Origin of the sequence: Streptomyces sp. NRRL F-5755 (assembly GCF_001279365.1) — a bacterium.
Taxonomy (GTDB): domain Bacteria; phylum Actinomycetota; class Actinomycetes; order Streptomycetales; family Streptomycetaceae; genus Streptomyces; species Streptomyces rimosus.
In genome coordinates, this window is the sequence record NZ_LGCW01000269.1 from 1 (window position 1) to 19,339 (window position 19,339).

At 73.1% G+C, this 19,339-nt stretch carries 18 protein-coding genes and 1 tRNA gene; 7 read left to right on the forward strand and 12 right to left on the reverse strand.

What is annotated here, in order from left to right:
• Window positions 1-639: 639 nt before the first annotated feature.
• Window positions 640-713, reverse strand: a tRNA-Pro gene (locus ADK86_RS24675).
• Window positions 714-891: 178 nt separating this feature from the next.
• On the opposite strand from ADK86_RS24675, the gene ADK86_RS41315 reads away from it, so the two are divergent.
• The gene (locus ADK86_RS41315) at window positions 892-1,185 is read left to right on the forward strand and encodes a YiaA/YiaB family inner membrane protein (protein ID WP_003986124.1); all 294 of its coding nucleotides are present in this window, start codon (window positions 892-894) and stop codon (window positions 1,183-1,185) included.
• Here ADK86_RS41315 and soxR read toward each other — a convergent pair.
• Window positions 1,166-1,663, reverse strand: a complete 498-nt coding sequence (soxR, locus tag ADK86_RS24685) for a redox-sensitive transcriptional activator SoxR (RefSeq protein WP_053698551.1) — start codon at window positions 1,661-1,663, stop codon at window positions 1,166-1,168. The genes ADK86_RS41315 and soxR overlap by 20 nt on opposite strands.
• 54 nt (window positions 1,664-1,717) lie before the next feature.
• On the opposite strand from soxR, the gene ADK86_RS24690 reads away from it, so the two are divergent.
• Both ADK86_RS24690 and ADK86_RS24695 read left to right on the forward strand, forming a co-directional pair.
• Window positions 1,718-2,503 carry a transketolase gene (locus tag ADK86_RS24690; RefSeq protein ID WP_053698552.1) on the forward strand — a complete coding sequence of 262 codons (786 nt, stop codon included), beginning with the start codon at window positions 1,718-1,720 and terminating at the stop codon, window positions 2,501-2,503.
• Window positions 2,504-2,568: 65 nt separating this feature from the next.
• Window positions 2,569-3,471 (forward strand): transketolase family protein, encoded by a 903-nt coding sequence (locus ADK86_RS24695; protein WP_053698553.1) that lies wholly within the window; start codon window positions 2,569-2,571, stop codon window positions 3,469-3,471.
• Window positions 3,472-3,509: 38 nt separating this feature from the next.
• Here the strand turns inward: ADK86_RS24695 and ADK86_RS24700 are convergent, their stop codons facing one another.
• Window positions 3,510-4,433, reverse strand: a complete 924-nt coding sequence (locus ADK86_RS24700; protein ID WP_053698554.1) for an alpha/beta fold hydrolase — start codon at window positions 4,431-4,433, stop codon at window positions 3,510-3,512.
• 259 nt (window positions 4,434-4,692) lie between these two features.
• On the opposite strand from ADK86_RS24700, the gene ADK86_RS24705 reads away from it, so the two are divergent.
• Window positions 4,693-7,929 (forward strand): amidohydrolase family protein, encoded by a 3,237-nt coding sequence (locus ADK86_RS24705; protein WP_053698555.1) that lies wholly within the window; start codon window positions 4,693-4,695, stop codon window positions 7,927-7,929.
• A gap of 18 nt (window positions 7,930-7,947) precedes the next feature.
• Here the strand turns inward: ADK86_RS24705 and ADK86_RS24710 are convergent, their stop codons facing one another.
• Entirely contained in the window at window positions 7,948-9,147 is a 1,200-nt protein-coding gene (locus tag ADK86_RS24710; RefSeq protein WP_053698556.1) for a Gfo/Idh/MocA family protein, read from the reverse strand.
• Between the two features lie 384 nt (window positions 9,148-9,531).
• Here ADK86_RS24710 and ADK86_RS24715 point away from each other — a divergent pair, with 384 nt between their 5' ends.
• Complete coding sequence (locus ADK86_RS24715) at window positions 9,532-10,794, forward strand: acyl-CoA dehydrogenase family protein (RefSeq protein ID WP_053698557.1); 1,263 nt, start codon at window positions 9,532-9,534, stop codon at window positions 10,792-10,794.
• A 100-nt stretch (window positions 10,795-10,894) separates the two neighbouring features.
• Here ADK86_RS24715 and ADK86_RS24720 read toward each other — a convergent pair whose 3' ends face one another.
• The 6 genes from ADK86_RS24720 to ADK86_RS24745 all read right to left on the reverse strand — a co-directional run bounded on the left by ADK86_RS24720 (window position 10,895) and on the right by ADK86_RS24745 (window position 16,137).
• Window positions 10,895-11,509 (reverse strand): GAF domain-containing protein, encoded by a 615-nt coding sequence (locus ADK86_RS24720; protein WP_053698558.1) that lies wholly within the window; start codon window positions 11,507-11,509, stop codon window positions 10,895-10,897.
• Window positions 11,506-12,162, reverse strand: a complete 657-nt coding sequence (locus ADK86_RS24725) for a GTP-binding protein (protein ID WP_053698559.1) — start codon at window positions 12,160-12,162, stop codon at window positions 11,506-11,508. The genes ADK86_RS24720 and ADK86_RS24725 overlap by 4 nt, the downstream gene beginning before the upstream one ends.
• On the reverse strand, window positions 12,140-12,550 hold the full coding sequence (locus tag ADK86_RS24730; RefSeq protein WP_030646628.1) for a DUF742 domain-containing protein: 411 nt from the start codon (window positions 12,548-12,550) through the stop codon (window positions 12,140-12,142). The genes ADK86_RS24725 and ADK86_RS24730 overlap by 23 nt, the downstream gene beginning before the upstream one ends.
• A 2-nt stretch (window positions 12,551-12,552) precedes the next feature.
• Entirely contained in the window at window positions 12,553-12,999 is a 447-nt protein-coding gene (locus ADK86_RS24735; RefSeq protein WP_030374731.1) for a roadblock/LC7 domain-containing protein, read from the reverse strand.
• Window positions 12,989-15,007 carry a sensor histidine kinase gene (locus ADK86_RS24740; protein WP_053698560.1) on the reverse strand — a complete coding sequence of 673 codons (2,019 nt, stop codon included), beginning with the start codon at window positions 15,005-15,007 and terminating at the stop codon, window positions 12,989-12,991. The genes ADK86_RS24735 and ADK86_RS24740 overlap by 11 nt, the downstream gene beginning before the upstream one ends.
• 263 nt (window positions 15,008-15,270) lie before the next feature.
• Window positions 15,271-16,137 carry a class I SAM-dependent methyltransferase gene (locus ADK86_RS24745; protein WP_053698561.1) on the reverse strand — a complete coding sequence of 289 codons (867 nt, stop codon included), beginning with the start codon at window positions 16,135-16,137 and terminating at the stop codon, window positions 15,271-15,273.
• A gap of 149 nt (window positions 16,138-16,286) precedes the next feature.
• On the opposite strand from ADK86_RS24745, the gene ADK86_RS24750 reads away from it, so the two are divergent.
• Both ADK86_RS24750 and ADK86_RS24755 read left to right on the forward strand, forming a co-directional pair.
• Window positions 16,287-16,871: a TetR/AcrR family transcriptional regulator gene (locus ADK86_RS24750; RefSeq protein ID WP_053698562.1), complete on the forward strand. Its 585-nt coding sequence runs from the start codon at window positions 16,287-16,289 to the stop codon at window positions 16,869-16,871.
• A 43-nt stretch (window positions 16,872-16,914) separates the two neighbouring features.
• On the forward strand, window positions 16,915-17,340 hold the full coding sequence (locus ADK86_RS24755) for a VOC family protein (RefSeq protein ID WP_053698563.1): 426 nt from the start codon (window positions 16,915-16,917) through the stop codon (window positions 17,338-17,340).
• 102 nt (window positions 17,341-17,442) lie between these two features.
• Here the strand turns inward: ADK86_RS24755 and epsC are convergent, their stop codons facing one another.
• Both epsC and ADK86_RS24765 read right to left on the reverse strand, forming a co-directional pair.
• Window positions 17,443-17,991, reverse strand: a complete 549-nt coding sequence (gene epsC, locus ADK86_RS24760) for a serine O-acetyltransferase EpsC (protein ID WP_053698584.1) — start codon at window positions 17,989-17,991, stop codon at window positions 17,443-17,445.
• Between the two features lie 195 nt (window positions 17,992-18,186).
• Window positions 18,187-19,212, reverse strand: a complete 1,026-nt coding sequence (locus ADK86_RS24765) for a PLP-dependent cysteine synthase family protein (RefSeq protein ID WP_053698564.1) — start codon at window positions 19,210-19,212, stop codon at window positions 18,187-18,189.
• Between the last annotated feature and the right edge of the window lie 127 nt (window positions 19,213-19,339).

A 19,339-nucleotide genomic window follows, 5' to 3' on the forward strand; every position in this document is an offset into this window, starting at 1 on the left:
CCCCGCACGCCCCCCATGGCATCCGCCCCCCGGCTTCGCTCCCCCGATCCCGGCCGCCCGCGCCCCGCACGCAGTTAGCACCGCCGAAACCGCAGCCCGCATCCTGTCACGCGAGGAATAACGCGCACCAGTCCACTTATGGACAGTGAAAACGGTGGAAACGGGGGGCTGTTCCCGAGGAATCGAAGAGGGGGCCGCGGGGCGTCGGCAACGCTCGAACGGCCGGTCGCCGACCCGGAAGTGATGCCCCATCACCTGGGAGAGCTGATAAATACGGCGAAAGGCTCAGCCATCGCAACGCCCAGGAAACGGCAAAGGCGCCCCCACCCCGGCACGCGGCCGGAGCGGGGCGCTGTGGTGTCAGCGACAGACCACCGTGCGTACCCTCTTAGGCACTGACCGTGGTTGCGCCGTGCGTGGATGCCTCACAAGGGCGGGTGCGCAGTGCGCGGGCGCGACGGCACACGTAGCGCGTCAGCGGCGCTTACGCGTGTCAGCTCGGGCGCGGAGGCGGCGGGCGGCAGCGGGAAGAAGCCGGGCAGGAACGCGGATGAGTACCTGCGCCGCCATGCTCCACGGCACACCGAAAACGCCCGCTGACCTGGACTTCCATCCAAGCCAACGGGCGCTTTCGCACCGTCGGGACGACAGGATTTGAACCTGCGACCCCTTGACCCCCAGTCAAGTGCGCTACCAAGCTGCGCCACGTCCCGGTGCCCGTCCGGTCCGGGTTTTGTCCCGGGCGGCCGTGCACGAGAACAATACCGCATGTCAGGGGGTGTCCACTGCCGGGTTCCGGCGGGGCGGCCGGCCGGGGGCCGTGGGCGGGGGCGGGCGGGGCTGAGTATGCGTACTCATGCGTCCCCGGGCGGGCGGCGGCACGCTACGCGCATGACCACTCCATCGATACAGCGGCCGACGACCACCGCCTTCTTCGTGCAGTCCGCGATCTCGTTCGGGCTCTCCCTGGTCGCCCTGATGGTGGGCATCGTCAAGCTGCCCGTGGGCGCCTGGGAGCGGGGCTTCCTCGGGCTGGGGCTGATCTTCGTGGTCTCGTCGGCGTTCACGCTGGCCAAGTGCGTACGGGACCGGCAGGAGGCCGAGGAGGTCACCAACCGGGTGGACAAGGCCCGGATCGACAAGCTGCTCGTCGAGCAGGACGTCTTCAAGCCCGGCCAGGTGTGACGCCGGGCGCGTCGACGCCGACCGTGTCGGGGCGCTCGCCCAGCAGGTAGCGGGCGCCCGCCCCGCTCTCCGCCGCCGCGTCGCCGGGGTTGTAGAGGCCGCATTTGCGCAGGCTCAGGCAGCCGCAGCCGATGCAGCCCGCCAACTTGCGCTTGAGCTCCTCAAGTTCGGCGATCTGCTGGTCGATGCGGCGGGTCCAGGTGCGGGCGACGCTGTTCCACTGGGCCGCGTTCGGGGCGCGGCCCTGCGGCAGCTTGGCCAGGGCGACGCCGGTCTCCTCCAGGGAGAGGCCGACCACCTGGGCCGCCCGGATGAAGGCGACGCGCCGCAGGGTGGCGCGGGTGAAGCGGCGCTGGCCGCCGCTGGTGCGTTCGGAGTGGATCAGGCCCAGTTCCTCGTAGTAGCGCAGCGCGGAGGCGGCCAGTCCGCTGCGGCCGGCGAGTTCCCCGATCGGGAGGCGGTCGTGGGGTGAAGTCATGCCGGCAGGTTAGCGCTTGACTTCAAGTGCGCTTTAAGTTGCAAGCTTCCTGCCATGACGAACACGACCACGGGCGCGACCGGGGCCGCCACCGCTTCGCCGGTCGCCGACTTCGCCGCGCTCCCCCGCCTGATGAGCCTGATGACCGGGGACGAGAAGCACGGCCCGGCCGCCACCTCCACCCTCGATGCCCTGTGGGTGCTCTACGACCGGGTGCTGCGGGTCTCCCCCGCCACCGCCGAGGACCCGGACCGGGACCGCTTCCTGCTCTCCAAGGGGCACGGCCCGATGGCCTACTACGCGGTGCTCGCCGCGAAGGGCTTCTTCCCCACCGCGTGGCTGCCGGGCTTCGGCTCGTACGACTCGCCGCTCGGCCACCACCCGGACCGGCTGCTGGTGCCGGGCGCGGAGATCGGCAGCGGTTCCCTGGGGCACGGGCTGCCGCTGGCCGTGGGCACGGCGCTGGGCCTGGCCGCCCAGGGGCGTACCGGCCCGGCGGTCTGGGTGCTGATCGGCGACGCCGAGCTGGACGAGGGCAGCAACCACGAGGCCATCGCGTACGCGGGCGCCGCCGGCCTGTCCCGGCTGCACACGCTGGTCATCGACAACTCCTCGGCGACGCACGGCTGGCGCGGCGGGATCGCCTCGCGGTTCGAGGCGGCCGGCTGGTCCGTGACGACCGTGGACGGCCGCGACCACGAGGCGCTGTACACGGCCTTCACCCGGCCGCACCCGGACCGGCCGCACGCGGTGGTCGCCCGGGTGGAGGCCAAGGAGTACGCGGGCGAGCCGAAGCCGAAGGCGGCGCCCGAGCCGGAGCCGGGCGCAGCGGCCGCCTGAGCCGCGTCCGTACCGCAGCACAAGCAGCACCGCACCCCATGACAACTTTGAAAGGTCGCCATCCGATGGACACCATGCGCGAACGTTTCGCCTCGGTCACCACCCAGCTGCTCGACGAAGACCCACGGCTGGCGGTCGTACTCGCCGACATCGGCGTGGACGGCTTCCGCACGGCCGCCGAGCGCCACCCCCGGCGGGTGGTCAACGTCGGCATCAGGGAGCAGCTGCTCATCGGCGTGGGCGGCGGTCTGGCCCTGGCCGGGCTGCGGCCCGTCGTGCACACCTTCGCCAGCTTCCTGGTGGAGCGGCCCTTCGAGCAGGTGAAGCTGGACTTCGGGCACCAGGGCGTGGGCGGGGTGCTGGTGAGCGCCGCCGGGTCCTACGACTGGCCGGCCGGCGGCTTCACCCACATGGCGCCGGGCGACATCGCCCTGCTGGACAGCCTGGACGGCTGGACCGTGCACGTCCCCGGGCACCCGGACGAGGCGGAGACGCTGCTGCGGCACGCCGCCGCTGCCGGTGACGACAAGGTCTACGTACGGCTGTCCGTACAGAGCAACGAGGCGGCGCGGCCGGTCGACGGGGCGCGGTTCCTGCCGGTGCGCGAAGGGCGGGACGGTGTCGTTCTGGCGGTCGGGCCGATGCTGGACAACGTCCTCGCCGCCACCGAGGGGCTGGACGTGACCGTGCTGTACGCCTCGACCGTGCGACCCTTCGACGACGCGGCACTGCGCACGGCGGTGGCCGGGGCCACGGCGGCGGACGTGGTGATCGTGGAGCCGTACCACGAGGGCACCTCGACGCGGCACGCGAACGACGCGCTGGCGCATGTGCCGCACCGTGTCCTCGGCCTTGGCGTCGGGCGCCGGGAGCTGCGCCGCTACGGGCAGATCGACGAGCATCTGGCGGGGCAGGGCCTGGACGTACGGTCGCTGCGCGAGCGGATCACCGGCTTTCTCGGCCGGTGAGGTGGGTGGTGGCCGGTCCTCCTCCGGACGCCCGCCGCCTACACCCGCTCGTCCAGCCACGCCAGCAGATCCCGCTGCACCTCGTCGCGGTTGGTCTCGTTGAGGATCTCGTGGCGGGCCCCGGGGTAGGCCCGCCAGGTCACATCGCGCAGGCCCGGATAGCGGAAGTCCTCCAGGAGTTCGGCGACATGTGTCAGCCGCTGGTTGCAGGGGTCCTGGTCGCCGACCGCGATGTGGACGGGCAGGCCGAGCGGCATCCGCGCCAGGTTGCGCGGGTCGTTGACCTTGCGGACCGCCCGTACCCAGTCCAGCGCCAGCCCGGCGCTGAAGGGGAAGCCGCAGTGCTCGTCGGCCACGTAGCGGTCCACCTCGGCGGTGTCGCGGGAGAGCCATTCGAAGCCGGTACGGGGCTCGTACGGGTCGTTGAAGGAGCTGAAGAGGTGCGGGACGAAGCCGGAGCGGGCGGCGCGTCCGCCCTCGGCGATCTCCGCCTCCAGGGCGGCGGCGCTGGTCTCGATCTCGGCGCCGGGCAGACTGCGGAAGGTGCCGGTGAGGATCAGCCCGGCCAGGTCGGCGCCGTACTCCTGGGCGTAGTCGCGGGCCAGCATCGAGCCCATGCTGTGGCCCAGGAGGACCAGCGGCAGGCCGGGATGGGCGGCGCCGGCCCGGTCGCCGACGTGCTTGAGGTCGGTGACGATGGCGCGCCACCCGTCGTCACCGGCGACGCCGGGACCGCCGGTGGAGGCGGCGGTGGCACCGTGGCCCCGGTGATCGGAGGCGATCACCACGTAGCCGTGTCCGGTCAGGAAGCGCGCGAACCGGTCGTATCTCATGGCGTGTTCGGCCGCTCCGTGAGCGATCTGTACCAGGGCGCGCGGCCGGGCCGACTCCGGCACCCAGGTGTACGTGGCGACGCGGACGCCGTCCGCGGCCTCGTGGAAGTCCTGCTGTACGGGCTGCATGACGCACTCTCCTGACTGCCGGGCGACGTACGCATCGCAGAGTGGGGCGGCGGCGGCCCCGCCGGTACTCACCGCCTTGTACCTCCGGCGTCATTCTCGCCGCCCGGCCCCTCCCCGTACCCCCGACGCCCCGGCCACCTCTGGGACACACCTCAGACACTCCCCTGTAAGTGTTGACCTCCGGCCGACCACGCGTGACACGATCAGTCGTCCCTTTGCCGGCGACCGGCCCGCGCAATCCCCCACAGCTGGAGGACCGTTGGACACCACGGACAGATCCGAGGAAGTTTCCCCGGCCGCGCTCCCGCCGCGGCCCTTCTCGCGGCGCAGATTCCTCCAGGGAACGGCCTCGGCGGCGGCGGTCACCGGCCTGGCCGGGCTGCCGGGCCCGCTCGCCGGTGCGGCCCACGCGGCCGATGCCGCCGGCCTGCCCACCCTCTCCTTCACCGCCGCCACGAACGGCTCCGCCACCCTCTCCCCCGCCGGCGACCGGCTGATCGCCGAGATCCAGAACGTCCTGTGGTCCGTGCCGCGCGGGGGCGGCGAGGCCCGCGCGCTGACCCCGCCGGACCTGGAGCCGACCCGGCCCGTCTTCTCCCCCGACGGCAGCCGGGTCGCCGTCTGCGCCTACCGCGGCGGCGGCTTCCACATCTGGACGCTGCGCCCGGACGGCACGGACCTGCGGCAGCTGACCGACGGGCCGTGGGACGACCGCGGCCCGGCCTGGTCGCCGGACGGCACCCGGCTCGCCTTCGCCTCCGAGCGGGGCGGTAATCCGGTGGCGGGCAGTCCGTACCGGATCTGGGTCCTGGACGTACGGACACGGAAACTGACCCAGGTCACGGGGCGGGCCGGGCAGCGAGGCCCCCTCCAGGACGGCGCGTGGGAGGACTTCGACCCCACCTGGTCGCCGGACGGCGCGCGGCTGTGGTTCGTGCGCGGCACGGTCTCGGGGACCGCCCTCGACAGCCGTACGATCGTGTCCGTACGGGCCGACGGCGGGGGCGAGGTCACGGTCGAGCACACCGACACCTCCGGCGGCCAGGTCATGGTCCCGGCGGTGGCGCCCGCCGCGAAGAGCGGCGCGGCCCGGCTCGCCTATCTGCGCACCACCGAGCGCCCCGGCGCCACCTGCGCCCTCGTCGTGGACGGCGCGCAGGTCCCGGTGGACGGTGACGTGGAGCCCGTACCGCCGCGCTGGATCTCGCGTGACGAACTGCTGCTGACCGTCGGCGGCCGGTTCACCGTGCTGCGGCCCGGCGCGCCGGACGACGCGGAGACCATCGACTTCGAGGCCGAACTGCCGGTGCGCCGCCCCCGCTACGAGGTCAAGGACTACGGCTTCGAGCGCACGGGCGTCCGGCCGGTGCGCGGAGTGCATCTGCCCGCGCTCTCCCCCGACGGGCGGCAGGTGGCCTTCGCCGCGCTCAACTCGCTGTGGGTGGCGTCCACTTCGGGCGGACGGCCGCGGCGTGTCGTACGGGCCGACCCCACCCGGTACGTCCTCGGGCCGAGCTGGGCCAGGGACGGCCGGTCCCTGCTGTACGCCGACGACCGCGACGGGCTGTTCGCGGTCCGCCGGCACGACCTGGCGACCGGTACGGAGACGGTACTGGCCGAAGGCGGCCGGGTACAGCCCGCGCTGTCCCCGGACGGCGGGCGGCTGGCCGCGATCGACATGTCGGGCAACCTCGTCGTACGGGACCTGGCGGCCGGTACGGAGCGGGTGGCCGCCGAGCCGCTGGGCGGTGGCGGCGTGCCGGGCCGGCCGAGCTGGTCGCCGGACGGCCGCTACCTGGCGTTCTGCGACCGCAACCGCCTCAACCGCCGTTTCCGCGAGGGCTACAACCTCATCCGGATCGTCGACACCCGCACTGGTAAGGACCGGCTGCACACCCCGGGCCCCGGCACCACACTGCTGTCCATCGCCGACCGCTACGACTCCGGTCCGGTCTGGTCCCCGGACGGCCGGTGGCTGGCGCTGATCGCCGAATCCGCGCTGTGGGTGCTGCCCGTACGGCCGGACGGCACGCCCGACGGCGCCCCGCGCCGGCTGACCGACGAGAGCGCCGACCACCCTTCCTGGTCCGGCGACTCCCGCACCCTCCTCTACCTTTCGGCCGGCCGGCTGCGGCTGACCGGGGTGCACGGCGGCCCGGCCCGTACGGTCAAGGTGGCCCTGGACCACCGCGGCACGCGCGCCCGGGACACGGTCGTGCACGCGGGCCGGTTCTGGGACGGCACCGGCGAGGAGGTGCGCGAGGACGTCGACCTGGTGGTACGGGACGGCCGGATCACCGCCGTGGAGCCGCACGCCCGGGCGGGACGGCGCGCCGCGCGCCGCGTCGACGCCTCCGCGCGGACGGTGATCCCCGGGCTGTGGGATTCGCACACCCACCCGTGGCAGACGACGTACGGCGGCCGGCAGACCGCGCTCCAGCTCGCCTACGGCATCACCACGGCCGTCTCGTTCGGCGGCTTCTCCTACGAACAGGCCCGCATCCGCGAGGCGGTCACCGCCGGTACGCTCGCCGGGCCGCGGCTGCTGGCCTGCGGCGAGCTGCTGGACGGCAGCCGCGTCGCCTACAGCATGGGCCGCGCGCACAGCACGCGCGAGGGCCTGCGCCGGTCGCTGGAGCGAGGCGCCGCGCTCGACTGGGACTTCGTCAAGACCTACGTACGGGCCCCCGGCTGGATCATGGCGGAGGCCGCGCGCTTCGCGCACCAGCGGCTGGGGGTGCGCTCCGGCGGGCACCTCCTGACGCCCGGCGTACAGCTCGGCCAGGACCTGACGACCCACCTCCAGGCCACTCAGCGCCTGGAGTTCGGGCACGCGGTCACCGCCACCGGGCACGCGTACGAGGACGTGGAGGAGGTCTACACCGCAACGGACTTCCACCTCATCGCCACCCCGTTCACCGCTTCCGTGCTGCTGGGCGCCGACCCCGGGCTCGCCGACGACGCCCGGGTCAAGACGCTCATGCCGCCGTGGGACGTCGCGCTGGTGCGGGAGAACGCCGGCAAGCGGCCCACCCCGAAGGAGCTGGGCGACATCGAGACCGAAGTCGGCGTCTACCGGCGGGTGCTGCGCGGCGGCGGGCTCGTCGCGCTGGGCACCGATCAGCCGCTGACGCCGGTCGGCCTGCACCTGCACCTGGCGCTGCGCGCGCTGCACCGCTACGGGCTCACCCCCGCGCAGGCCCTGCGCACCGCCACCGCGCTCCCGGCCCGTGTCTTCGGCGCGGACCAGGACCTCGGCACGCTGGAGGAAGGCAAGCTGGCCGACCTGGTGATCGTGGACGGCGATCCGTTCACCGACTTCGCCTCGCTGGTCCGTACGGCCGCGGTGCTGCGCGGCGGGCGGCTGTACGAGCAGCGGGACCTGGTGGCGGCCTTCCCCGCGCCCACCGCCCGCGCGGCCCGGGCCGCGGCGCGGGAGACGGACTGGCTGGCGGTGGGGCGGCGGCACCGGCGCGATTCCTGCTGCGGGGGCTGAGGTGCCCGGGAGGCGTCCTCACTCCTCCTTGGTCTGGCCCCGCTCGAAGTAGTCCACCAGCACCGGGTCCAGCGGCGGCACCTCGCGCGGGGTGCCGCCGCCCCGGAGCGAGGCGGTGGCCAGGGCGCCCGCCGCCACCGCCATCCGGGCCGCGACCGGCGAGGTGTCGGTGCGTCCGCCGTGCCGGACGAACCGCAGGAACTCGTCGACCAGCAGCGGATCGGCGCCACCGTGCCCCGCCTCGTCGTCCGTCTCGTTGGCCGGCAGCTGGTACACCGCGTCGGCGTCGGCGCGGAAGCCGGACTGGCGGGAGTTCCACACCCGTACCGAACCGCCCGGCCCGTCCCCGAAGTTCTCCAGACGGCCCGCGTCCCCGATGACGGTGTAGTTGCGCCAGTAGTCGGGGCTGAAGTGACATTGCTGGTAGGCGGCCAGCACCCCGTTGTCCAGGCGCATGTTGACCAGGGAGACGTCCTCGACGTCGATCCGCGGGTTCAGGCCGCGCTGGTCTCCGGGGGGCCAGTGCGCGTCGTGCGCCAGCCAGTCCTCCGGGCGGGGCTCGTCCGGTGCCCGGCGCATGCCCGGATCGTCGTACACCATCAGGTCGCCCAGCGCCTGCACCTGGCGCGCGTAGCCGCCCGCGAGCCAGTGCAGCGCGTCGAGGTCGTGCGCGCCCTTCTGGAGCAGCAGTCCGTTGGTGTGGCGCCGCTCGGCGTGCCAGTCCTTGAAGTAGTAGTCGCCGCCGTGCCCGACGAAGTGGCGCACCCATACGGTCCGCACGCGGCCGATGTCGCCGCGGGTGATCAGCTCGCGCATCAGCCGGATGACCGGCATGTGGCGCATGTTGTGGCCCACGTACAGGCGCGTGCCGGTGTCGTGGGCGGTCCGCAGGATCGTGTCACAGTCCTCGACGGAGATGGCCAGGGGCTTCTCCACGAAGACCGGGCGGCCCGCGCGCAGGGCCTGGCACGCCAGGTCCGCGTGGGTGTGGTCGGGGGTGAGGACGAGCAGCGCGTCGAGGTCCGGGTGGTCCAGGAGCGCGCGGTGGTCGGTGAACGCCTCGGCGCCGGGGAGGCGTCTGGTGGCGTACGCCAGCGCTTTTGGGTCGGTGTCGGCCACCGCGGCGACCCGGGCGCCGTATCCCGGCCGGTGGGCGGTGAGCGCGAGGTCGCCGCGCAGGCCGAAGCCGATGACGCCCAGCCGCAGATCGTCGGTCATGAGGTGCCTCCTCGGTCGGACGGACTCCATGGTCGGCGGAGCGGGGAACCGAGGGCCGGCGAAGCGTGCGGGGCCGCGGGCCCCGCCTTCGCGCCGACCTGCGCCACCCCGGGGAAACACCGCCGGACGTGCTCCCCGCACCGTAGACCACAGGGGTGGTGAATGGGTTCTGCGCGCTCCTATTGGTCGCATAAATGCGCGGAGTTGATGTTTTATGCGCCGTGCAGCAGGTATGCCAACGTGTATTGCACAAGGTAAACAACCGATGACGGTCCGGAGCGGCACCGCAGGGGCCGGGGCGACCGGCGGCGCACACCCGGAGCGCGCCGTCCGGCGAAGCGAGCAGCAGCACAGCGCGGGGGCGTTCAGCCAAGGAGGCTCGTCTTGCATCGCTACTTCACCAACCAACGGCACGAAGCACTCCGGCGCCGGGTGCGGGACTTCGCCGAGAGCGAGGTCCGGCCCCGGATAGCCGAGATGGAGGCGGCCCGTACGGTCTGTCATGATCTGTCGCGCCTGATCGCCCGCCAGGGGTGGATCGGCGCGACCGTGCACCGCGCCTACGGCGGTATGGGCGCCGGACACCTGGCCAAGACCGTCATCATCGAGGAGCTGTCGCGGGTCAGCGGCGCCATGGGCGCCATGGTGCAGGCATCCCAGCTCGGCGCCGCGAAGATCATCCACTTCGGCAGCGAGGAGCAGAAGAAGACCTGGCTGCCGGCCATCGCCGCGGGCGCGTGCCTGCCGACCATCGCGGTCACCGAGCCGCAGTCCGGCGGCCAGGTGCTCGGCATGACCGGCACGGCGGTCCGCGACGGCGGCGACTACGTCCTCAACGGCCGCAAGATCCACGTCGGCAACAGCCACGTCGGCGATCTGCACGGCGTCGTCATGCGCACCGGCGAGGGCTCCTCGGGCCTGTCGGCGTTCCTGGTGGAGGCGGACCGGCCGGGCGTACGGGCCGGTGCGCAGCGGCCCGCGATGGGGCTGCACGGCTTCGGCTTCGGCGAGCTGTTCTTCGACAACTGCCGGGTGCCGGCGGCGAACCTCCTCGGCCGCGAGGGCGACGGGCTGGCCGTCGCGTACTCCTCCAGCGTGCTGTACGGCCGGCCGAACCTGACCGCGGTGTCGCTCGGCATCCACCAGGCGGTGCTGGACGAGACCTCGCGGTTCTGCGCGGAGCGGGAACGATACGGCAAGCCGCTGGCGAACCTCGGCAACATCAAGATCAAGCTCGGCCGGATCCAGTCCCGGCTGCTGCTCGCCCGGCTGGCCGCCTACCACGCCGTCCACCTCCTCGACCGGGGACTGCCGTGCGACGCCGAGCTGATGAACGCCAAGCTGGTCAACGCCGAGACCGCGCTGGAATCGGCGCGCGACGCGATGGACATCCACGCCGCCTGCGGGCTGTTCACGGACCGGCCCGTGGAGCGCTACCTGCGCGACGCGCACCACATCTTCGCCCCGGCCGGCACCTCCGACATCCAGCTGCTGCGCCTGGGCGAGCTGGCGCTCGGCGCCCCCAAGGGCGAGTGGTCCAGCCGCCTGTCGGACGTGGTGCGCACGGAGGCGGCGGAGGACACGGACGAGGGGGCGGCGCCCGCCCGTCTCCCGCGGGGGCGGACGGAGTTGCAGCCGACCGGTTAGCGCACCGCGGGACCACACCGCGCGCCGGAGCCCGCGCCACTCCTCCCGGCGGCTGTGTCCGGGAGAAGCGGTACGAACTCCGGTCGCGCGGCGCGCGGTCTCAGCCTTCCCCGGCTTCGGCCTGCCGCCGCTCCATGCGGTGGATCTGCTCGACGAGTTCGGCCGCCATCGACTTGATGGTCTCCAGGCCCTCGCGCCCCCACGGCCGGCGTTCGAGGTCCACCACGCAGACCGTACCGAGCGCCATGCCCGTACGGTCGATGAGCGGGGCGCCCAGGTAGGAGCGGATGCCGATCTCGTCCACGACCGGGTTGCCCGCGAAGCGCGGGTAGTCGCAGACGTCCTCCAGCACCAGCGCCTTGCGGCGGACGATGACGTGCGGGCAGTAGCCGTGGTCGCGGGCCATCACACGGCCGGGCCGGGCGCTCGGCGGGGCGGGGCCCAGCTCGACGGGCGCCTGGTCGCTGCCGGGCGTGTACAGCCCGGCGAAGTACTGCCGGTGCTCGTCGATGAAGTTGACCATGGCGTACGGTGCCCGGGTCGTCCGGGCCAGCTTGCGCGCGAACGCGTCGAAGGCGGGCAGCGGCGCGTCGCCGATGCCCAGTTCGCGCAGCCGGGCGACGCGGGCCGGCGCCTCGTGGTCCTCCGGGGTCAGCAGCAGATGGCGCGTGGGGTCGTAGGAGGCGTACGACGCGCGCGGGACGGGACGGGTCACGGGAGCTCCGGGGTGGCGGCGAGGGCGGGGGACAGCAGGTGCCGGACGAGCGCGACCAGGACATGGGTGGACGAACTGCACTGGCGCGCGTCGCAGAGCACGACCGGGGTGCCGGGGCCGAGGGCCATCGCGGTGCGCACCTCGTCCGGCTCGTAGTGGTACGCGCCGTCGAACTCGTTGACGGCGACGACGAAGGAGATGCCGCGCCGCTCGAAGAAGTCGACGGCGGCGAAGCACTGGTCCAGGCGGCGGGTGTCGGCGAGGATGACGGCGCCGAGCGCCCCGTTGGACAGCTCGTCCCACAGGAACCAGAAGCGGTCCTGGCCCGGGGTGCCGAAGAGGTAGACGACATGCTCCCGGCCGAGGGTGATCCGGCCGAAGTCCATGGCGACCGTGGTGGTGTTCTTGTCCTCGACGCCCGCCAGGTCGTCGGTGCCCACGCTGACCTGGGTGAGCAGCTCCTCCGTACTGAGCGGTTCGATCTCGCTGACCGCCCCGACGAACGTCGTCTTGCCCACCCCGAAGCCTCCGGCGACGAGGATCTTCAGCGCCAGCGGGAAGGGGTCGGAGTCCGGCCACGCGGGGGACGGATGGCCGGCGGACGCGGGCCGGGCACCGGCGGACAGGGCGTCAGAGCCGTTTGCGTAGTCCATGCAGCACCGCCTCCAGCAGGGCTCGGTCGGTACGGTTCGGGGAGTCCGGCCCGCCGGCGCCCACCGGGACGGGCGCGCGGGCGGCGAGCGCCCCGCAGTCGACGAGATCGGCCAGCAGGACCTTGGTGACCACGGCGGGCAGGCGTATGTGCGCGGCGATCTCGGCAACCGACACCGGGCCGCCGCACAGCCCGAGCACCTGCGCGTAGTCGGGTCCCTGGCAGGTGGCGGGCCGCTTGCCGGTGGCTATGACCATGGTCAGCAGGTCGAAGTGCGCGGTCGGCCTGGTCCGGCCGTTGCTGACGGTGTACGGGCGGACCAGGCGGCCGGCCTCGTCGTCCAGCCACGGGATGTCGCGGCCCGCTCTGCGGCGGCGCCGTACGCCCATCCTCAGCGACCGCCCGCGCGGGCCTGCTGTCGCACGGGCGTCGCGAGATAGGGCCGTACGCTCTTGACCAGCATCCCCATCTCGTAGCCGAGGACCGCGACATCGGCGTCCCGGCCGGCCAGCACGGCCAGGCACGCGCCGGACCCGGCCGTGGAGACGAACAGGAACGTGGTCTCCAGCTCGACGACGACCTGGAGCACGTCGTCGCCGTTGCCGAAGCGCACGCCCGCGCTGCGGGCGAGGGAGTACAGGCCGGAGGAGAGGGCGGCCAGGTGGTCGGCGCTGTCCGGGTCGAAGCCGTGGGCCGCCTTGACCAGGCCGTCCGAGGACAGCAGAAGCGCGCTGGTCGCATGCGGTACGCGGTTGACGAGTCCGGTCAGCAGCCAGGACAGGTCGGTGTGCTGGCTTCCCTGCAGGGCAGGGGCCTGCGTGTGCACGTCACTCACCATGGTCGCGGTCGTCTCCTCGGCGGGGGTCGGTCCTGTCGTGGCCGGCTTCGGTACCGGCCCGGTAACTGTCGTAACCGTCGTGGTCGGCGGGACTGCCGTAGCTCTCGTCGGCGAGGCTGATGCCGCGGCGGAAGGCGGCCATCAGACCGGGGTCGTGCTCGGGTTCGGGCCTGCCGTCGCGGCGTCCGGCGGACGGCAGGATCGGGTCGCCGCGCAGCTGGGGCACCAGGTGCTCCTGCTTGCGGCGGCGCGGCAGGCTGGGGCGGGTGCCGTCGTCCGCCTCGGGCGGGGCGGGCGGCATGAGGACCGGGCCCGGGTCGGCCGTGGTGTGCGGGTCCGGGTGGTGCGGGTCGGGGTGGTGCGGGTCGGGGTGCCGGTCCGCGTCAATGAAGGGGTCGGGGGCGCGGTGTGCGCCGGTCGGGCGCGGAGCGTCGGCCGGTACCGCGGTGGCGTGCACGGCGTGCGTACCGGCGTGCGGGGTGTCGGGGGCGCTGGGCCATACGCCGTCGCCGTACACGATGTCCGGGTACGCGCCTTCGGCGGCCCCGGCCACGGGCGCACCGTGCGCGGCCTGGACGAGCCGCCGGCGCGGGCCGCGCGGGGCCGCGCCGTCATCGTCGTACGCGCTCCGGTACCCGGACGCGGCATCGGTCAGGGTGCGCGGCTCCGGGACCGTCAGGTCGATGTCCCCGGCGTCCGCGAACGATTCGTCACCGTGCCCCTGCTCGATCTGCGGGCCGAGCAGGCCCTTCGGCACGACGATGACGGCCTGCACACCGCCGTAGATGTTGCTCTGCAGGCGCACCACGATGCCGTGCCGCCGTGCGAGCGAGGAGACCACGAAGAGCCCGATGCGCCCGTCGCTCAGCAGCTCGGCCACGTCGATGTGGTCGGGGTCGGCGAGTAGGCCGTTCATCCGGGACTGCTCGTCCAGGGACATGCCCAGGCCGCGGTCCTCGACCTCGACGGCGAGGCCGGCCGTGACCAGCTGGGCGCGCAGCAGGACGCTCGTCTGCGGGGAGGAGTAGACGGTGGCGTTCTCGACGAGTTCGGCGAGCAGGTGGATGACGTCGGCGACGGCGTGGCCGCGCAGCGTGCCCTCGATCGGCGGCACCAGCTTGATGCGCGGGTACTGCTCGACCTCGGCGATGGAGGAGCGCAGCACCTCGGTCATGGTGACCGGACGGCTCCACTGGCGGCGGGAGATGGCGCCGCCGAGGACGGCGAGGTTCTCGGCGTGCCGGCGGATGCGGGTGGCGAGGTGGTCGACGTGGAAGATCCCCTTGAGCAGGTCGGGGTCCTCGATCTGGTTCTCCAGCTCGTCCAGCAGCTCGATCTCGCGGTGCACCAGGGACTGCAGGCGCCGGGCGAGGTTCACGAAGACCTCGACCTTCTGCTCGTTGCCGCTGGCGTTGCCGCGGGCGATGGCCACGCCCTCCAGGACCGCCGCCTCGGCTGCCCGGCCCGCCTCGGCCACCTCGTGGGCGAGCAGGTCGAGGGCATCACCGTCGGGCGGCGCGGCGGCCGGTGCACGCTCGCGCAGTTGCAGCCATTCGCCCTCGCGCACCCGTTCCAGCAGGTCGTAGAGGTCGTGCTGGCCGCGGGCGCAGACCTCGCGCAGGCGCGCGTAGCGGGCCACGGCGGCGCGTGCCTCGTTGGCGGCCGCGGTGCCGGCGGCCGTCACGATGGCGCAGACCACGGCGCAGGCGCCGAGCAGCACGACCCAGTCGCGGCCGGCCGGCTCGGCGCCGCCGACCCGTACGACGAAGGCGGTGGCGGCCGAGCAGGTGGCGGCGACCAGGAGGCAGGGCACGGCGGCGAGCCGCACCAGGCGGGTCCGTATCGCCGAGTCGGCGGCCGTCTCCGGGAACGCGGCCCGGCCGTGCCGCCCGCCCTCCCGCTCCCGGCGCCGGGAGCCCGCCGACGCGGACTCCGCCCCCTGGGGGCAGCCCGGGGAGCCCTGGGTCTCCTGGATGGCAGGAGTTCCCTGGGGGAATGCAGCAGGCATCGGCGCCCTCCGGATCGGCCGTCGGCAGTTCGCGGAGCACGCACGCTAGTTGTTACGGGGGTGGCACTTGGGCGCACTTCGGCGTTTCGCTACCCCACGCCACCTCCCCCCGAGGGGCGCCCCCGCACGCCAGTGCGTATCCACCCGAACTACCGTTTGACGCACTGGCGTTGGCGGCGACGTGGCGACGCCCGACCGACGGAGCGCGCACCGGCCGTACACGCTCCGGCCGAGTGTGCCCCCGGCGCCACGACATCACGGGATCAGTCGTCCCCGCCAGGTGGCATCGGCCGGTCGGCCGTGACCAGCCACGACGTGCTGAGCAGGCGTACGGTGCCGTCCGCGGCCTCGTGGGCCCGCAGGTGTTCCGTCAAGGTGCGCCGGACCTGGGTACGCGTGGGCTCGGCGGCCTGCTCCATGAGGTGACGGCCGGGGCCGGTGCCCAGCACGAATTCCGCCGCGTCCGCAGCCCCGTGGCCCCACTCCCCGTACGCCTCCGCCTGCCTGACGGCGACGCCGGTGAATCCGGCCGCTGTGAGGACTTCGCGGATGCGGTCCGGGGCGGCGAGGGAGAACATGCCGGGCAGCCCCGGCCGTCCGAAGTCACCGACCGGCACGAGGTCGCGCAGCGACGCCATGGCCGCCACCCACTCGTTGAGCGCGGCATCGGCCGGGCAGACGAACGCCAGCCGGCCGCCGGGCCGCAGCGCCCGGCCGATGTTGCCGAAGGCCGCTACGGGATCGGCGTAGAACATCACCCCGTAGCGGCTGATCGCGGCGTCGAACGCGCCGGTCCCGAAGCCGTATACCTGCGCATCGCCCTGTAGGAACGAAACGTTGGCGATGCCTTCCCGCGCCGCGCGGGCCCGCGCTTCGGCCAGCATCGGGCCGGACAGGTCGAGACCCGACGCGTGCCCTCGTGGCGCCCTGAGCGCGGCGAGGCGCGTGGTCTGGCCCGACCCGCAGCCGAGGTCCAGGACCCGGCTGTCCCCGGCGATCCGCGCGGCGTCGAGGAGCGGGACGTTGAAGCCCCCGTTCACGGCGTTCCAGCGGTCCTGATGACGGGCCCAGTGGGTGCCTTCGGGGCCGTTCCATGCCTGGGCCTGCTCGGTGTTGACGACGTCCGGCACGCGTGCCTCCTGTGAGGGATGACGGGAATGGGCGCTTGCCCAAACAGTATGGGCACGTGCCCAAACCCGCAATCTCCCGTACCATCGACGCAGTTGACCGCCTCGGAGGCGGGCGAAGGCCGGACCACGGAAAGCGAGGACCGAGGACCATGTCACCGCGCGGAGTGGCGACGCCGGACGTGAGCGAGCGGCTGTTCGCGGCCGCCGAACGCATCGTGGAACGGGACGGTCCCGGCGCGCTCACCAGCCGGGCCGTCACCACGGAGGCGGGCTGCGCCAAGGGGCTGCTGCACGCGCACTTCGCGGGGTTCGACGAGTTCGTGGCCGAGCTGTGCCTCAACCGGTTCGCGCGTGCGGCGGCGAAGGCACGGGCCCTGTCCGGCCTCGTCGGCCAGGACACCGTGGCCCGCAACCTCGAAGCCGTCACGCTCGCGCTGTTCGAGTCCGGCGGCCCGTCCCTGTCCGGCCTGGCCATGGCCCGCCCCACCGCCACGCTGCGCATACGCGAGGCCCTGGAGGGCGGAGCCCCCGGCTTCCACGCGATCCAGGAAGCCGTCACCGGCTACCTCAAGGCCGAACAGGAACTCGGCCGAGTGGCGGAATCCGTCGATCCGGACGCCGTGGCACTGGCCGTCGTCGGCGCGGCCCACCACCTCCTGATGACCAGTTGGCCGGGCGCGCCCGACCCATGGCCCTCGATGGCACGGCTCGTGAAGGCGTTGGTCGAGGGGTAGAACGTTTCTGTCGAGCTGTCCGCGTACTCCGTACACTGACGGCATGGCATGCCGCATCAGCGAGCTGGTCATCGAATGCGCCGGCCCCGAACGGCTCGCCGCGTTCTGGAGCGAGGTCCTCGGCTACGTCGAACTCGGCCGGGAGGACGACGGAAGCATCGAGATCGGCCCGCCCGGCACCGGCTTCGGCGGCCCGCAGCCCGCCCTCGTCCTCAGCCCCGGCAGCGACCCGCGGCCCACGCAGCTCCGCCTGCGCATCGACGTCCACGCCACCGACCGCCCCCCGGACGCCGAGCTGAAGCGGCTGCTCGCGCTCGGCGCCAGGCCCGTCGCCGCAGGCCCGACCGGAGACGGGCGCCGACACGTTCTGGCTGATCCGGAGGGCAATGAATTCTGCCTTTCGGGGAGAGGTTCGCGGGTCGACTGTGTGAACAAGGGTGACTCGTTCTACGAGATCTGGGTGCGATAGTGCGCCGACGCGGGCGCCCGGACCGGCCCGCGCGTACGCGAAGACGCCTGCGGCGTACGGCACCGGGCCCACCGCCCGGCGCCACCACCGCGGGGGACCGGCTCAGGCGCTGTCGGTCCGGAGGTCCGCTTTCTTGCGGGGGCGGGTGACGGTGGGCTCGCCCATGATGCGGCTCCCCGCGGCCACGTCGCCGAGCACCAGCGCGTGGGCGCCGATGAGGGCGTCGTCGCCGATGGTCAGCGGGCCGAGGACGGTCGCGTTCACACCGAGCGTGACCCGGTCGCCGACCTCGGGGTGGCGCCGGTCGCCGCTCGGCCGCAACGTGTCCCGCCACCACCCCACCGCGCCGAGGGTCACCTGCTGGTAAATGGTGACATCGTCCCCCAGGACCGCGGTCTCCCCGATCACCACGCCGGTGCCGTGGTCGATGAACAGCCGGCGACCGATCCGGGCGCCCGGGTGGATCTCGATGCCGGTCAGCACCCGCGCGCAGCTGGTCAGTACGCGGGCGGCGATCCGGTGCCGCCGGCCGTACAGGCGGTGCGCGACACGGTGGATCCACAGCGCGGGCAGCGTGGAGTGGAACACCGCTTCCGCGCGGGAGGTGATCGAGGGGTCGCGGGCCAGCGTCGTCTCGATGTCCTCCAGCATCCGGGACAGCGGACCGCCGCCGGTGTGCCGGCCGCCGAACGGTACGGCGGCCGCTTTCGCCTTCCGGTCGGGTGGGGTTCGGTCGACGGGCCGGGTCCGGTCGACGGGCTGTGTGCGGTCGACGGGCTGTGTGCGGTCGACGGGCTGTGTGCGGTCGACGGGCCGGGGCCGGTCGGGCTGCGACGAATGCATGGCTCAGTTCCCCATGCTTTCTGCCTTCTCCCAGTCCTCCTTCGACCCGGCGTCCGCGAAAACCGTGACCACGGTTTCGTCGGGGCCGAGGTTCTTCGCCTTCTCGCGCGCGATCAGCCAGCTAGCGCCCGCCGACGAACCGATCCTGGTGCCGGTCTCCTTCCAGAAGTCGTACATCGCCGTGAGCGCTTCGGGATGCGAGACCTGGGCACTTTCGAATTCCGGGATCAGTTTCTCCACGAACGGCTGGCGCATGCCGTACGTCAGTCCGCCGGCCCCGGCGAACTTCGGCTCGGCGTTGGGCGGTTCGGGCGTCCCGTAGGGCAGCTCGGCCGGGGTCACGCCGATGACACAAAGCCCGGGGGAAATACCCCGCAACGCCCGCGCCACACCGGCGATCATGCCTCCGCTCCCCACCGCCCCGACCACGGCGACGGGGCGCACACCGTCGAGCTGGCCCACGATCTCGCGGCCGGTGAAGAACTGGTGCGCGGCGACGTTGGCCATGTTCCGGTGCTGGGCCAGCAGCGTCCAGCTGGGGTCCTCCGCCGCGATTTCCGAGGCCCGCTGCATGATGGCGAGCGGGAATTCGGACGCCGGTACCAGGTCGACGGCGGTTCCCCGCTCGGTCAGGTGGGTCAGCAGGCTCTGCGGTACGGAATCGGGCATCACGGCCCGTACGGGAATTCCGGTGACCGCGTTGAGCCCGGTCAGCGCGCGGGCCATGTTGCCGCCCGAGCAGTCCACGACCTTCAGCGGGTCGTCCTGGCCCACGTGCGCGTTGATGGCGCGGCAGAGCATCGAATACGCGGGGCGGTCCTTGGCGGAGCCGGACGGGTTACGGAATTCGTACTTGGCCATGATCTTCGCCCCGCCGGGCGGCCCGGGCACCTCGACGAGCGGGGTGCCGCCCAGCGTCGCCCGGAATTCCCGCAGCCCCGGGTACAGGGCCAGCGCGGTGGTCTCGTCGACTGCCGCCTCCAGCGGCTCGGTTACGGAGAGGTCGATCTGAGGCGGTTGTGTCGCCATCGGGCTCACGATCCCTTCGCCAATTCGCGGTCTGCGCGGCCGGTTCCGCGCTGCCGTAGCACCGTGCGAGCGAACGCCCGGCCGGGTAGATGCTCAGGGAGGCCGGGAGGGGTGTCAACGAAATGGG